Here is a 14,510-nt window from a genome sequence, read left to right on the forward strand (position 1 = left end):
CTCATAACCCAGAGGTCGTAGGTTCGAATCCTGCCCCCGCTACCAATTCACCACGGGACCCTCTCAACTTCGGTTGGGAGGGTTTCGTCGTTCCCGCCCCATAGTCAATGGGTGTCATTTCCACTACGCGCAGGGATGTTCATGTGCGTCCTGTGAACGGTTCACGTGGGGGCAACCGTCAATTTACTTTCATGGGTGAGGGTTAGTGACAGGCCTGTGCTCACAGGCATTTTGCACGCTTTTCCCCTCAACCCAGGAGAAATCCATGTTCCTCCCGTCCCTGCGCCGCCGCCTCACGGCCACCGCCGCTGCCCTCGTCGTCGGCAGCCTCGCCCTGACCGCCTGCGGAGATTCCGCTGACGAGACCACCACCACCGCCGCTAACGGTAACGGTGGGGATGACGGTGTCATCACCATCACCGGCGTCCCGGCCGAGGAAGCCACCGCGCTGGTCTCCAAGTTTGAGCTGCTCATGGAGGTCATCTCCGAGGAGACCGGCAAGGAGGTCGAGTTCTCCTCGTCCACTGACTACGCTGCCGTCATCGAGGCTCTCGTCGCTGGCCAGGCCGATATGGCCATCGGCTCCCCGTTCTCCTACGTCCGTGCCTCCAAGGCCGGCGCTGAGCTCGAGCCGCTCGGCGGTCGCATCGAGGAGGAGGGCGATGAGCCGGGTTACGTCTCTTACGCTCTCGTCCGCCCGGGCTCCGACATCCGTGAGCTGGCCGACGCCAAGGACCGCACCGTCTGCTACGTCGATCAGGGTTCCACCTCCGGTTTCCTGTACCCGTCTGCCGGCATGATTGAGGCTGGCCTGGACCCGGAGGGCGACGTCGATGCCATCTTCTCCGGCTCCCATGATGCCGCTGTCCTGGCGCTTCTCGACGAGACCTGCGACATGGCCTTCGCCTACGACTCCATGGTCGAGGTCCTTATGCCGGGCCGCGGTGAGCTCAACGAGGGTGACTACGAGGTCATCTGGGAGTCCCCGCTTATCCCGGCGTCCCCGATCTACATGAACACCGGCACCCTTGATCAGGAGACCCAGGACAAGCTGCGCACCATGTTCCGTGAGGACCGCCTGATCAATGTCGATAACCTGGTGGAGCGCGGCTACTGCGACTCCCTCGAGGATTGCACCCTGCCGGAGGACTCCTACGAGTACGCCCCGGTCGACGACTCCACCTACGACGGCATCCGTGAGGTCTGCGAGCTCACCCAGGCTGCCGCCTGCACTGAGTAAGAGACACCGATCATGACTTCTGCCACCACCTCTCCTGACGTCGAGCAGCGCGTGCCGCACCGGGTTGATCCGGAGAAGGCGCCGCTGTCGATGCGAGGCGTGACCAAGTTCTTTTCCCCGTCCACCACGGCCCTCGACGATGTCAGCTTCGCTGTCGAGGAATCCAGCTTCACGGTGTTGCTCGGACTGTCGGGTTCCGGCAAGTCCACCCTATTGCGGCTGGTTAACGGCCTGCACCTGCCCACCAGTGGCCAGGTGCAGGTGCTGGGACGGGACATCTCGGCCACGAAGGGTGGTGCGCTGCGGTCTTTGCGCCGGGACATCGGCATGGTGTTCCAGCAGTTCCATCTCGTCGGGTCGATGACGGCGCTGGAGAATGTGTGCGCTGGTGCGCTGGGTTCTCTGCGCGGGCCGCGTTTCGGCCTGGTCACGTACCCGAAGTCGGTGCGCCAGAGTGCGCTTGAGCAGCTGGAGCGCGTTGGCTTGGCCGATCAGCGTTTCCAGCGCGCCGACACCCTGTCGGGTGGTCAGCAGCAGCGTGTCGCCGTGGCGCGTGCGCTGGTGCAGCGCCCCAAGATTTTGCTAGCCGACGAGCCCGTCGCCTCCCTCGACCCCGAGTCCTCGGATCAGATTATGACGCTGATCTCGCAGATTGCGAAGGAGGATAAGCTCACGGTGCTGTGCACCCTTCACCAGGTGAATCTAGCGATGGAGTGGGGTGATCGCATCATCGGTCTGCGGCAGGGCAAGTTGGTGCTCGACGAGGCCACCGCCAACCTCACCACCGAGGAGACGATGAAGATCTATGCGTCCGTCTCCGGGGCGGGGCGTTAAGTGTCTGCCACGCTCGTCGTCGAGAAGCCGCAGGATCCGAAGACCCTGAACTCGCCGACACCGGCAGGTGTCCTGGCGACCGTCATTATGGTCTCCTTCGTCACCGCCGGTGTGTGGGCGGTGGCGGAGTTGAAGATCAACGCGGCGACGCTCATCCGCAGTTGGGAGAACGCGGTCCGCTTCTTCCGTAATGTCATGCCGCTGGACTTCCCGAGCTTGGGCGAACTCTGGGAGATGACGGCCCTGACCTTGGCGATCGTCGTTTCAGCGACAGTACTGGCGGTGGTGCTCTCACTGATCGCCGCGTTGCTGGCGGCGAAGCCGACGTCGAAAAGTCCGGCGGTACGCGCGACAGCCCGCTTCTTCATCGTCCTCATGCGCGCCGCACCGGAACTGATCCTGGCGATCTTTTTCATCCGCGTCTTCGGTTTCGGCTCGATGGCTGGCATTCTGGCGTTGGGATTGTCGTCGATTGGCATGGTCGGCAAGCTTTACGCCGACGCCATCGAGGACGCCAATGACGGCCCGCGCGAAGCCGTTGAGACTAACGGAGCGGGGCGTGTGCAGCAGATTTTCGGTGCCACGCTGCCGACTGTGATGCCGGCGATCGTCGCCACCGGCCTGCACCGTTTCGATATCAACCTGCGCAACTCGGTCATTCTCGGCTGGGTCGGCGTCGGCGGTATCGGCATGGAACTGTCGACAGCGCTGTCGGTGCGCCAGTACGATCGCGGTCTGGCGCTGGCGTTTGTGGTGCTGGCATTGTGCATCGTCACCGAGATCGTCTCCGGCATGTGGCGCTCCCGCTTGCTGGGGCGAAAGGCGGAGCCCTCGCGTTTCGGTTTCCTCTGGTTGTTCGGCAAGATGAAAGGTCGCTGGTCACACGAGCTTATCGACGCCCCCGCATCCTCCTCCCGCACCACCCCGCCCTGGGATGCCGCGCGCGTCGGACAGACACTGTTGAGCGGTGGGCTGCTGGCGGTCATCGCCCTATCGCTGTGGGCTTCCGAGATCAACTGGGGTCGTTTCTTCGAGGGCTTTGCCCGCCTGCCGGAAGTGACGGCCCGTTTCCTGCCTCCCTCGCACGGTGGCCACCTGGTGTTGCTGCTGGAGCAGTTGCTGATCACCTTCCAAATCGCCCTCGCGGGCACGCTGCTCGGCGCGGCACTGGCGCTGCCAGTGGGTGTGCTCGCGGCCCGCAACGTCGCCCCCAACCCGACGACGGCGAAGATGTTTCGTACGGTCATCGTGGTCACCCGCGGCATCCCGGAGCTGATCCTGGCGATCGTGTTCGTCATCGTCACCGGTATGGGCCCGGTCGCCGGTGCCCTGGCCCTGGCGGTGGGCGCGATGGGCCTGTTGTCGAAGCTGGTGGCCGATTCCCTGGAGGAAACGGACATCAGGGTGCAGACCGCCCTGCGCGCCAACGGCGCCACCGAATGGCAGGTGTTTTTCGGTGCGACGCTGCGGCAGGTGGCCCCGGCGGTCATCGCGCACATCATCTATCAGCTGGATGTGAACTTCCGTTCCGCGACACTGCTTGGTGTCGTCGGTGCCGGTGGCATCGGTTTCTACCTTCTCAACGCCAACCGTGTGCTGCAGTTCGAGGTGGTCACCTTCATCCTCGTGCTCGTCGTGGCAGTGGTCCTGGCGCTCGAGGCGATCGCGGTGCTGTTGCGAAACATAGTCCGCTGACACCTTGTTGACCTGTCTGCTATAGCTAACCTGACCTGCGGAAATGGGACGGCGGGGGCAGCGGGGGCGGCGCCTGGATAACCTTTCGGACACGACGCCCATGTCCCGGTGCCCTTATTGGCAACGCGTGGCATGATGTGGGGGTATTCATCCAGTTCCACCAGAAGGGGCCTCCACCCACATGCGACGGCACGCCCGTGTTAAGAAGATCATGACGGCAGCAATTGTGACTGGTGCGGTGACGTGGGCAACCCCCTCGGCCACGGCCCAAGCCCCCGAGCTGCCGGTGCCGGCCCCGGTGGAGGTGGCGTCTGCTGACCTTCTCAACGATGTCCGCGCCCAGCTCGCCGACCTCGGCGTCCACGTCCCGGGAGTGGATCCGGCGGTGACCGATGCCGTCGATGAGGCCATCGTCACCCATGTGCCCAACACCCGCCTCAAGGAGCAGGCCCCGGTCGAAGAGCCCGCGGCCGAGCAGACCCCGGAAAACCGCACTACTTACGCTGACGGCGAGGCCTGGGTGCCGGAGTCGCAGGCCGCACTGGACCAGAACTACCGCTGGACCGACCACCCGATTGACAAGGCCATGGCCGGCAAGCCTTTCACCGAGTGGATCCTGCACCGTGTGCCGGGTTCCTGGTTCGACGCCCCGCGCATCCCGGAGGAGTCGATGGAGGTGCAGAACCAGGACAAGTCCCTCTATGGTCCGGGCACCCCGATCTTCGTCGGCGATCAGATGATGTGCACCCTTGGCGTGGTCGGTACGGATGCCGAAGGCCGCAAGGTCGGCATCACCGCGGGCCACTGCGGTGACCCGGGCGACAAGGTGTGGTCGGCGGATTCCTGGCAGGTCGGCGCCTCCGGCACCGTCACCGCCAGCAACAAGCTGCACGATTACTCCGTCATTGAGCTGGGTTCCAACACCGAGATCTCCCGCAGCTACAATGGGGTGACCGTCAACAGCCTGGGCGGTCCCGTCGCGCCGGGCCAGATGCTGTGCAAGCAGGGCGTGGCCACCGGCAACACCTGCGGCCAGGTGTGGTCCGCGGATGAGCAGCTGCAGGTCTCCCAGGTGTGCGCCATGGTCGGTGACTCGGGTGCTCCCGTGCTGGCGGGCGACCGAATGGTGGGTATGGTCTCCGGCGGCGTGTACCCGGACCAGCGCTTCTCCTGTCGCACCCCGCTGCAGGGCGCGTTGTTCATGCCGACGGTGTCGACCAGCCTCGACAACGTGCTGGCGGACATGGATAACCGCGGCGGCGTCGGCGCGGGCTTCCAGCTCGCCGACTAGCCTCAAACAAGAACAGCCCTCCACCTGGAGGGCTGTTCTTTTATGCGCGGAGGGCGGTGAGGGCGGCGTCGTGAAGCAGCCCGTTAGTGGCCACGGCGTCGCCGCCATGCGGGCCATCCTCGCCGGAGAGTGAGGTGAAACGCCCACCCGCCTCGGTGACCAGCACCGACAGGGCGGCAAGATCCCAAAGGGAGACCTCGGGCTCCGCGGCGATATCGACCGCGCCCTCGGCGACGAGGCAGTAGGAGAAGAAATCGCCGTAACCGCGCAGACGCCAGGTCTCATCGCTGAGGCCGATGAAGTTCTCGCGCAGGCCGCGTTCGGCCCAGCCTTCGAGGGAGGAGAAGGAGAGAGAGGCGTCGGCAAGCTGCTCCACCCCGGAGACGCTGAGCTTCTTCGGGGAACCGCCGCTGAAGGTGCGCCAGGCGCCCGAGTCGGCGGCGGCGTACCAACGGCGCGCCAGTGCGGGGGCGGAGATGACGCCGACGACGGGTTCACCGTCGACAAGTAGGGAAATCAGGGTGGCCCACACGGGCACCCCGCGGACGAAGTTCTTCGTGCCATCGATGGGGTCGATGACCCACTGGCGCCCCTCGTGGGTGGCTTCGCCGCCGAACTCCTCACCCAGGATCGCATCGGAGGGGCGGGCCTCGGCGAGCTTTCCGCGCAGGGCCTCCTCGCACGCGAGATCCGCATCAGAGACCGGCGACATGTCCGGCTTCGAGGTGACATCCAAGTCGGTGGCCTCGAAGCGCTCGAGGGTCAGCGAATCGGCGAGGTCTGCGAGTTCGAGGGCGAGGGCAAGATCATCGGCGTAACTGGTCATGCCGACATCCTAGTCAGCGCGGACGTCACTTGTTCCACGGCGCGGGAATTCCCGGCCACACACCAGGTGACCCCGCCGGCCTCCACCTTGACACCTGTGCCCCCCGCGCCCTGCACCAACGCCAGGCCGGGCAGCCAATCCCAGTCGGCGACGGAATGCTGCACCCACACCCCGAGGGTGCCGTCGGCCACCGATGCCAGGTCGATGGACCCGGCGCCCAGCATGCGCAGGGTGGCCACCTCGGCGACGACGCGCATCCAGGCCGCCGCGCGCTCCGGCTGCGCCAGAGAGCTGGGGTGGATGTAGGTGCCCAGGCACAGCTGGTCCGCGTCCACATCCTGCAGCTTATCGACGCCCCGTCCGTCCCGCGTCGTGGGAATCTCCGGCCCGCCCATCCACGTGTAGCCCATCGCCGGGCGGTGGACCGCGCCGAGGATGAGTTTGTCCGGATCGGCGGGGGAGCCCTCCACGAGCGCCACGGCCGAGCAGTAGTAATCGGAACCAGTGGCGAAGTTGTAGGTGCCGTCGACCGGGTCGATCACCCAGGTGCGGCCCGAGGTGGAGGCTCGCTCGGCACCTTCCTCGCCGAGGATGCCGTCCTCGGGGCGCAGATGTGCCAGGGCCCCGGCGATGAAATCCTCGGCGGCGCGATCGGCCAGGGTGACCACATCGGAAACGGAGGTCTTCTGCTCAGTTTCCAGCCCCTGCTCCCGCATGCGCCACGCCAGACGGCCGGCGTTGTAGACCAGGGCCTGGGCGAGGTGCGCGTCAGTGTCCTGCTCGTGGGCGATGACGAAGGTCTTCGTGATCGCGGCGATCATGTCGTCGAGGCTGGCGGCGGGGTGCTGTTGAGTCATGCGCACCATTGTGCCCCGTGGCGTGATGGCTGTCCGGATGAGGGTTGGGCGGCGGCGGCGATAGGTATATCACCCGAGGTATATCTTCCCAGGTATCGGTCGAGTGGCCGGAGGGGCCGGGGTGCCGGGCACTCGACCTATACCTGCCGACCTCTACCTGCCGAGATATACCTTTCGGGCGTAGCGTGAAGGCATGTTGATCCTTGCGTTGTTGACCATCGCCCCGGTGGGGTTTCTGCTGTGGCGCCGGCGCGGGCAGCCGGAAGCGCCGAAACACCTCGTGCTCACCTATCTCGGCGGCATCCTCGTGTGGTTGGCCACGATGAGCTGGCCGCTGGGCCCGCACGGTGACTACCAGCCCTGGCAGGTCATCCTTGCCGGCGCCGCGATGGTGGCGCTGACCATCGCATTCGCCCTGCGTCTGCCCGGAGCGGGCGCGGCCATCGGATGGTCAGCGGCCAGCGGATTCGCCCTGGCTTGGGGTGTGTGGGCCGGCCTGCAGGACGAGACTGGACTGTGGGGCGTCGGCCTCATCATGGTGCTTCTTGGTGCCGGAACGTCGCTCGCCCTGGTGGGGTGGCTGACTGGGGTCATTGGAAGGCGGAGAACTCCATGAACCTGTTCGTGTTGGCCCCGCTGATCTGGCTCATCGGCATGATGCTCATCGCCGGGCGGTCCCTACGGGCGTGGGGCGCGCTCGTCCTCGGAGCGTTCGGTGGGCTGGCCATCTGGATGATCACCATGCCCCGGATGCTGCTCGGCCACGAATATCACTGGGCGCAGGTCGCGGCATGCGGTCTGGCGTCGGTCATCCTCGTTATCGTCTTAGGCACGAAGGTGTCCCCGAAGGGCCTGCTGCCGGCGTGGGCGACGTCCTTCGGACTGACGATCGGGTTCTTCATCGCGGAGGTGCTCCCGGATGAGACGGGGATGTCTGCGATGGGTCTCCCCTTCATCGCGGCGGGGACCGCAGTGGGCCTGGCTGTGCCAGCGGCCTTCGCGCTCGCCTTCCCGGAACCGGGGAAGGGGGCTGGAGGCGGGCGTCGAGAAGCACAGTAAGGTAGTGGGTTATGCGACCGGAACTCTCTGCAGCACTCGATGACCTCAATGCGACCCTCACCACCATCGAGAAGGTGATGGACCCGGAGGAGATGTCCGCCCGCGTGCGGGAGCTGGAGCAGCAGGCCGCCGACCCCAGCCTGTGGGACAACCCGGATCACGCCCAGCAGGTCACCTCCGAACTTTCCGCTGTGCAGGGTAAGTTGCGCAAGCTCACGGACCTGCGCCAGCGGCTCGAGGACCTGCCGGTTATGTACGAACTCGCCGAGGAGGAAGGCGAGGGGGATGAGATGGCCGACGAGGAGCTCGCGGATATGCGTACCCAGGTCGAGGCGCTCGAGGTGCAGACCATGCTCTCCGGTGACTATGACCAGCGTGAGGCGCTGATCAATATCCGTTCCGGCGCCGGCGGCGTCGATGCCGCGGACTGGGCTGAGATGCTCATGCGCATGTACACCCGCTGGGCAGAGAAGAACGGCCACAAGGTAGACGTCTACGACATCTCCTATGCAGAGGAGGCGGGCATCAAATCCGCGACCTTCGTCGTCCACGGCGATTACATGTACGGCCAGCTCTCTGTCGAGCAGGGCGCGCATCGCCTGGTGCGTATCAGCCCCTTCGATAACCAGGGGCGTCGCCAGACTTCTTTCGCGGAGGTGGAGGTGCTGCCTGTCGTGGAGCAGGTCGACTCGATCGAGATCCCGGACAATGACGTCCGTGTCGATGTCTACCGTTCCTCCGGCCCGGGTGGGCAGTCGGTGAACACCACCGACTCCGCGGTGCGCCTGACGCATATCCCGACGGGCATCGTCGTGACCTGTCAGAACGAGAAGTCCCAGATCCAGAACAAGGCGTCTGCCATGCGCGTGCTGCAGGCGAAACTCCTGGAGAAGAAGCGCCAGGAGGAGCGCGCCGAGATGGACGCGCTCGGGGCCGGCGGCCAGGCGTCGTGGGGCAACCAGATGCGTTCCTACGTGCTGCACCCGTACCAGATGGTCAAGGATCTGCGCACCAACTTCGAGGTCAACGACCCGACGAAGGTGCTCGACGGTGACATCGACGGCTTCCTCGAGTCCGGTATCCGTTGGCGCATGGCGGAGCAGCAGGCCGAGTAGTCTTTCGACCCCCACAAACGCGTATATCCCCTGTACTTGAGCACAGGGGATATACGCGTTTGTGGGGGCCTTTAGGCGCTGTAAGTCATTGGGGTGCCCGGGCCGAGCGGGATACCCAGCAGGTACCAGACGCAGAAGAAGAGGAACCAGCCCACCAGCATCGCGATGGAGAACGGCAGGGCCAGCGACATGAGCGTGCCCACGCCAGCCGGCTTGTAGTAGCGCTGCAGGAACGTCAGCGCGAGGGCGAAGTAGGGGCTCATCGGGGTGATGATGTTGGTGGGGGAGTCACCGATACGGAAGAGCATCTGCGAGACCTCGGGGGAGACACCGACGTACATCATCATCGGCACGATCACCGGGGCCATGAGCGCCCACTGGGCGGAGCCGGAGGTGATGAACAGGTTGAGCAGCGCCACCATGAGGACCAGGCCGGCGAACATGACCAGCGGTGGCAGGTTCCAGGCCTGGAGGAGTTCGGAGCCGCGGATGGCGGTCCACACGCCGAGGTTGGACCATTCGAACCAGGCGAGGAACTGGGCGACGGCGAAGAAGAGCACGAGCATGGGCAGCAGCGTCTTCAGGCCGCGGGCCATGAACTCGGGGATGTCGGCGGCGTTCTCGATGGTCTTGGCGGCGAGGCCGTAGACCAGTCCGAGGACGAAGAATGCCAGGGCGATCGGCACGGCGACAGAACGGATGAGGGGGCTTTCCATGGCCTCGCCGTCGGGTCCGGCGAGCGGGGAGCCGGGGATGAACAGCAGCGCGAAGTAGGCGGCCAGGTAGGCGACGAGGGCGACGCCGGTGATCATGAGGGCGCGGGCCTCAGTGGAGCTCAGGGAGAGATCGTCTTGGCTGTCCTCGTCACCGTTGCCGAAGGAGACCTCGTCGTAGTTGATTTTGTCGTGGTCGATGAGCTGGCGTGCTTTACGGTCGACGAAGAACTCGGTGACCGCGGTGATGATCAGCGCCAGGACGATCGCGGACGGAATGACGAAGAAGATGTTGGCGAGGGGGGAGACCTCGTAGGTGTCGTCGATAAGCTGTGCGGCCGAGGTGGAAATACCGGCCAGGAGCAGGTCGGTGATGTTGAGGACGAGGGAGGCGTTGAAGCCGGCGGAGGAGGCGGCGAAGGCGACCATGGCGCCGACGATGGGGGAGCGGCCGACGGCGTGGAAGGCCATGGCGCCCAGGGGGATGAGGATGACGTAGATGGCGTCGGAGGCGACGGAGCCCGTGACACCGGCCAGGGCGAGGGCGAAGGTGAGTGTGCGGGGGCCGACCTTGGCCACCATGGAACGCACCAGGGCGGAAAGCAGGCCGGAGTGCTCGGCCACGGCGACGCCGAGCATGACGGTGAGGATGACACCCAGCGGCGGGAAGCTGGTGAAGTTGCTCACCGCGTCGGTGACCATCCGCTGGAGGCCTTCCGGGGTGAGCAGGCTTTCGACCGCGATGGTCTCCCCGGTGTCGGGTTGTTCGGCGGTCATGCCGATGCGGGAGCCGCCCCAGCTGGTCAGCGCCACAATGCCAGCGAGGATGACGAACAGCCAGAAGGGGTCGGGGAGTTTGTTGCCGACTGTCTCGATGACGCCGAGGAAGCCGCGTGACTCCTTCTTTTTGGTGTCCTGGTCTCGTGAGGTGTCCCGTGTCGAGGTGCTCATAGTTTATCGACGCTAATGGATCCGGCAACCGTTCGCTGTACTTGGGTCGGGACAATACTGTGAATCGTCACACTCGCCCCAACTGTCACACATGGTTGGCTAAGGTGTGAGGCGTGATCACCTTCGATTCCGTCACCAAGGTTTACTCCACGTCGACCCGGCCGGCCCTGGACAATATCTCGCTCACCATTGATAAGGGCGAGTTCGTGTTCCTCATCGGCCCTTCGGGCTCGGGCAAGTCGACCTTCCTCGAGCTGATGATCCGTGAAGAAAATGTCACTTCGGGCGATATTCACTTCGCGGATTTTCATGTCAACAAGCTCAAGGGCGGGCAGGTCAACCAGCTGCGCCGCAAGATCGGCTATGTCTTCCAGGATTTCCGGCTGCTGCCGAAAATGAACGTGCGCGATAATGTCGCTTTCGCTCTGGAGGTCATCGGCCGTTCGCGCAGGCAGATTGATAAGCAGGTGCCGGAGGTCCTCGATATGGTGGGGCTGGCCGCCAAGGCCGACCGGATGCCCAATGAGCTGTCCGGCGGTGAGCAGCAACGCGTGGCTGTGGCCCGCGCGGTGGTCAACCGCCCTCTCCTGCTGCTGGCCGACGAGCCGACCGGCAACCTCGACCCTGAAACCTCCGACGGCATCATGGCGCTGCTGAGCCAGATCAACCGCGGCGGCACCACCGTGGTCATGTCCACGCACAACGCCCGCGCCGTCGATGACATGCGCCGCCGGGTGATCGAACTGAACCTGGGCACGCTGGTGCGTGACGACGCCCGCGGCGTCTACGGCGAAACCCGTTAGCGAAGGAGAAACCACATGAAACCCGGATTCGTCCTCCGCGAGGCGTTCCGCGGCCTGGGCCGCAACTTCACCATGACCATCGCCCTGATCATCACCACCGCGATCTCGCTGGCGCTGCTGGCCACCGGCTTCCTGGTGACGAAGATGACCGAGGACACCAAGGACATCTATCTCGACCGCGTGGAGGTGATGATCCAGCTCGACGAGGACATCTCCGCCAACGACGATGACTGTTCCTCGGAGGCCTGCCGCGAGGTCCGCGAGCTTCTCGACGCCGCCGACGGCGTCGAATCCGTCACCTTCCGCTCCCGCGCGCAGTCTTTCGAGCGTTTCGTCGAGGTCTTCGGTGAGACGGACCCGCAACTGGTCGCCGAGACCTCCCCGGACGCCCTGCCCGCCGCCCTGCACGTGCGCCTGGCTGATCCGCTCGACCAGGCCCCGCTGGAGCCGGTGCGCGAGCTGGAGCAGGTGGATACCATCGTCGATCAGGTCGATGACCTGCGCGGGGCCACCGACAACCTCGATGCGGTGCGTAATGCCACCTTCTTGGTGGCGGGCGTGCAGGCGATCGCGGCGATCTTCCTCATCGCGAACATGGTGCAGATTGCGGCGTTCTCGCGCCGGGACGAGATCTCTATCATGCGCATGGTGGGTGCCTCCCGCTGGTACACGCAGGCCCCCTTCGTGCTGGAAGCGGTCCTGGCGACGGTCATCGGTTCGCTGCTGGCGACGGCCGGGTTGTTCCTGGGCAAGGAGTTCGTCATAGACAAGGCCCTGCGGGGGCTCTACGAATCGCAGCTCATCGCCCCGGTGACTACCGCGGATATCTGGCTCGTCGTACCCATCGTGGCGCTCATCGGCATTGTCTTCGCCGGGGTGACCGCACAGGTGGCGCTGCGCAGCTATGTGAGAAAGTAGAAGCCATGACCTGGACCCTGGCTCTGACCGCCACCCCCTTAGGCCTCGGTGCCGCCAAGCTCGGCTCGGCCGGCACCCCAGAGATCACCGGTTTTTTCCCGGAGGTGGACCGCGCCGTGCGCCTGTCCTCCGAGGGGGAGGAGACCCGCTCCCCGGAGAAAGCCATTCTCATCATTGAATCGGATCTCAAACCCCACGAGCTGAAGTGGTACCTCGGGGAGCTCATTATCGCCGGTATCCCGGGGCACAAGGTGCAGGTACGCACTGATGTGGAGGTGTTGTCCACCGCCTCCGGGGAGCAGGCCTCCCTGGTGGAATACCCGACCGCCGCCCCGAAGAAGAACCTCTTCGGCCCGCAGCCTGACCCCGAGCCGACACCGGTGACGGTGACCTTCCCGAGCAGCGGTGAACAACGCTACGACCGGGTGGAGGTGGCGAAGCTGGCGCTGGAGCACCCCACCGCCGAATCGCTCATCCAGGTGCCGGAGCCGTCGGAGACCCCGCGGGAAATCACCCCGGACCGCAGCGTGAACACCACCCGCATGGTGCTCATTCTGGCGATCGCGCTCATCGTGGTCCTGGGAGTCGTGTTCCTTCTTTGATGTGGGAATTGGGTCTGTCGTACGGGGACAGTGGGGTGGGCTCGGCCGTCGACAAGCACCTCATGGGTGCCTTCCCGACGCTGGCCCGCGCCGTCCACGCTGCCGCCCAGCTTGGCGACGGCGCGCCCGCCCGCATCGTCCTCGTCCATCCTTCGGGGATGTCCGTCACGGATCTCGGCCGGGTGGTCGGCGAGCTCGCCATATCGGGGGTTACTGAGGATGACGTGCAGTTACTCACCGATGTCGAGGTCCTGCAACGTCTAACCGGCGACCGGGTGCTGCTTATCGACGCCGACCGCGACCTCCTCACCACCTATCCCGGACGGAGCGGAGCTTTTGATGCGGATCGGGTGGCGGAGCTCGTCGCAAAGCAACCCTATGAGACGACCGTGGCGTTGACCGGGCACCCGGAGCTGCGCGACCGCTATCACGTGGCCGTGCGCGACTACGCGCCAATGATCGTCGAGCGTCCCGCACTCGCTGCGCTGGCACTGCAGGTACCCGCCACCACCGAGCTCAGCTCCACCCCGCGCACCGCCGGAGCCCTACGCCGGCGACCCATCGCACCCTGGGTGCTCAGCGCGATCCCCGTGATCGCCGTTATCCTGCTGATTCTGCTGCTGTAACATGGTCCGGACTATGGGCAAGAAGAAAAAGACACAGGACCGCAGCGTCCTGGCCACCAACCGCCGGGCCCGGCACGACTACCACATCCTCGAGACCTACGAATGCGGCGTCGTGCTGGTGGGCACGGAGATCAAGTCGCTGCGCGAAGGCAAGGTGTCCATCGCCGACGCCTTCGCCACCGTCGACGAAGGTGAGGTGTGGCTGCGCAACCTCCACATCCCCGAATACTCCATGGGATCGTGGACCAACCACTCCCCGAAGCGTACCCGCAAACTGCTGCTCCACCGCCGGGAGATCGATTCCCTCATGGGCAAGGTCCGCGACGGCAACCGCACCCTCGTGCCGCTGCAGCTCTACCTCAAGGACGGCCGCGTCAAGCTCGAGCTTGGGCTCGCGCAGGGCAAGCAGGACTACGACAAGCGCCAGGACATCAAACGCCGCACCGAGGAACGCGAGATCACCCGCGAGCTCGGCCGCCGTGTGAAGGGCATCGCCGGGTGATTCGCGCGGCCAAACTTCACGACGTCCTGCGCGGCTCGGAATGTGTGTCAGGCCGCGGCGTGCTCGTCGACCGCCTGTGGCCGCGCGGGGTGGCCAGGGAGGACATGGAGTGGGAGTGGGAACCTTTCGTGGCGCCCTCGCCGGAGCTGCGGAAATGGTTCGGGCATGACGTGGATCGATGGGAGGAGTTCCGGGAGCGGTACCGAGCGGAGCTCGCTGCGGGCGCCGGTGAGGCTCTGGTAGGCGAGGATGATCTCACGCTGCTCTACGGCGCTGCGGACCGCGACCACAACCACGCGATTGTTCTTGCCGAGTGGTTGACAGAGCATATTAACAACAGTTAACATGGACCATCCTGCGGAAAAGTTGCACACACCCGTCCGCAGAGTACGGGGCTGATTTTGGTTTCGACTTCGTACATTAAGCCAGGGGAAGCGTGCCGGTGCAGGCTGAGGACCACCGCAAGCGTCGCAGCAAA

16 protein-coding genes are annotated in these 14,510 nt (G+C 65.2%); 13 read left to right on the forward strand and 3 right to left on the reverse strand.

All coding sequences use genetic code 11. The annotated features are described in order from the left end of the window. Positions 1-265 precede the first annotated feature (265 nt). The 4 genes from Q4G50_RS12990 (at position 266) to Q4G50_RS13005 (ending at position 5,060) form a co-directional block, all read left to right on the forward strand. The gene (locus tag Q4G50_RS12990) at positions 266-1,240 is read left to right on the forward strand and encodes a phosphate/phosphite/phosphonate ABC transporter substrate-binding protein (RefSeq protein WP_303378074.1); all 975 of its coding nucleotides are present in this window, start codon (positions 266-268) and stop codon (positions 1,238-1,240) included. 12 nt (positions 1,241-1,252) lie between these two features. Next, on the forward strand, positions 1,253-2,074 hold the full coding sequence (phnC, locus tag Q4G50_RS12995; RefSeq protein ID WP_303378075.1) for a phosphonate ABC transporter ATP-binding protein: 822 nt from the start codon (positions 1,253-1,255) through the stop codon (positions 2,072-2,074). Continuing rightward, complete coding sequence (gene phnE / locus Q4G50_RS13000; RefSeq protein WP_303378076.1) at positions 2,075-3,769, forward strand: phosphonate ABC transporter, permease protein PhnE; 1,695 nt, start codon at positions 2,075-2,077, stop codon at positions 3,767-3,769. It abuts the gene before it with no gap. A 211-nt stretch (positions 3,770-3,980) separates the two neighbouring features. Further along, complete coding sequence (locus tag Q4G50_RS13005; RefSeq protein ID WP_303378077.1) at positions 3,981-5,060, forward strand: S1 family peptidase; 1,080 nt, start codon at positions 3,981-3,983, stop codon at positions 5,058-5,060. A 40-nt stretch (positions 5,061-5,100) separates the two neighbouring features. Here the strand turns inward: Q4G50_RS13005 and hisN are convergent, their stop codons facing one another. Next, on the reverse strand, positions 5,101-5,886 hold the full coding sequence (gene hisN / locus Q4G50_RS13010) for a histidinol-phosphatase (protein ID WP_303378078.1): 786 nt from the start codon (positions 5,884-5,886) through the stop codon (positions 5,101-5,103). Further along, the gene (locus tag Q4G50_RS13015; RefSeq protein ID WP_303378079.1) at positions 5,883-6,752 is read right to left on the reverse strand and encodes an inositol monophosphatase family protein; all 870 of its coding nucleotides are present in this window, start codon (positions 6,750-6,752) and stop codon (positions 5,883-5,885) included. The genes hisN and Q4G50_RS13015 overlap by 4 nt, the downstream gene beginning before the upstream one ends. A 184-nt stretch (positions 6,753-6,936) precedes the next feature. On the opposite strand from Q4G50_RS13015, the gene Q4G50_RS13020 reads away from it, so the two are divergent. The 3 genes from Q4G50_RS13020 to prfB are packed head-to-tail and all read left to right on the forward strand — an operon-like array spanning position 6,937 to position 8,917. Further along, entirely contained in the window at positions 6,937-7,359 is a 423-nt protein-coding gene (locus tag Q4G50_RS13020; RefSeq protein WP_303378080.1) for a hypothetical protein, read from the forward strand. Then, positions 7,356-7,802, forward strand: coding sequence for a hypothetical protein (locus tag Q4G50_RS13025; protein WP_303378081.1), 447 nt, complete (start codon positions 7,356-7,358; stop codon positions 7,800-7,802). Before Q4G50_RS13020 ends, Q4G50_RS13025 begins: the two co-directional genes overlap by 4 nt. Positions 7,803-7,813: 11 nt before the next feature. Next, positions 7,814-8,917 (forward strand): peptide chain release factor 2, encoded by a 1,104-nt coding sequence (gene prfB, locus Q4G50_RS13030; protein ID WP_303378082.1) that lies wholly within the window; start codon positions 7,814-7,816, stop codon positions 8,915-8,917. A gap of 71 nt (positions 8,918-8,988) precedes the next feature. On the opposite strand, the gene Q4G50_RS13035 is transcribed toward prfB, so the two are convergent. After that, on the reverse strand, positions 8,989-10,581 hold the full coding sequence (locus tag Q4G50_RS13035; RefSeq protein ID WP_303378083.1) for an AbgT family transporter: 1,593 nt from the start codon (positions 10,579-10,581) through the stop codon (positions 8,989-8,991). Positions 10,582-10,694: 113 nt separating this feature from the next. On the opposite strand from Q4G50_RS13035, the gene ftsE reads away from it, so the two are divergent. From ftsE to Q4G50_RS13065, 6 genes are read left to right on the forward strand one after another with little or no spacing between them, the layout of a single operon-like run. Continuing rightward, the gene (gene ftsE, locus Q4G50_RS13040; RefSeq protein WP_303378084.1) at positions 10,695-11,384 is read left to right on the forward strand and encodes a cell division ATP-binding protein FtsE; all 690 of its coding nucleotides are present in this window, start codon (positions 10,695-10,697) and stop codon (positions 11,382-11,384) included. 15 nt (positions 11,385-11,399) lie between these two features. Then, entirely contained in the window at positions 11,400-12,302 is a 903-nt protein-coding gene (gene ftsX, locus Q4G50_RS13045; RefSeq protein WP_303378085.1) for a permease-like cell division protein FtsX, read from the forward strand. Between the two features lie 5 nt (positions 12,303-12,307). Further along, positions 12,308-12,904, forward strand: a complete 597-nt coding sequence (locus Q4G50_RS13050; RefSeq protein ID WP_303378086.1) for a hypothetical protein — start codon at positions 12,308-12,310, stop codon at positions 12,902-12,904. Between the two features lie 35 nt (positions 12,905-12,939). After that, the gene (locus Q4G50_RS13055; RefSeq protein ID WP_303378087.1) at positions 12,940-13,530 is read left to right on the forward strand and encodes a hypothetical protein; all 591 of its coding nucleotides are present in this window, start codon (positions 12,940-12,942) and stop codon (positions 13,528-13,530) included. 13 nt (positions 13,531-13,543) lie between these two features. Then, entirely contained in the window at positions 13,544-14,032 is a 489-nt protein-coding gene (gene smpB / locus Q4G50_RS13060; RefSeq protein WP_303378088.1) for an SsrA-binding protein SmpB, read from the forward strand. Beyond that, positions 14,029-14,376, forward strand: a complete 348-nt coding sequence (locus Q4G50_RS13065; RefSeq protein ID WP_303378089.1) for a DUF488 domain-containing protein — start codon at positions 14,029-14,031, stop codon at positions 14,374-14,376. Before smpB ends, Q4G50_RS13065 begins: the two co-directional genes overlap by 4 nt. Positions 14,377-14,510 lie beyond the last annotated feature (134 nt).

Origin of the sequence: Corynebacterium sp. (genome assembly GCF_030538285.1) — a bacterium.
Taxonomy (GTDB): Bacteria; Actinomycetota; Actinomycetes; order Mycobacteriales; family Mycobacteriaceae; genus Corynebacterium.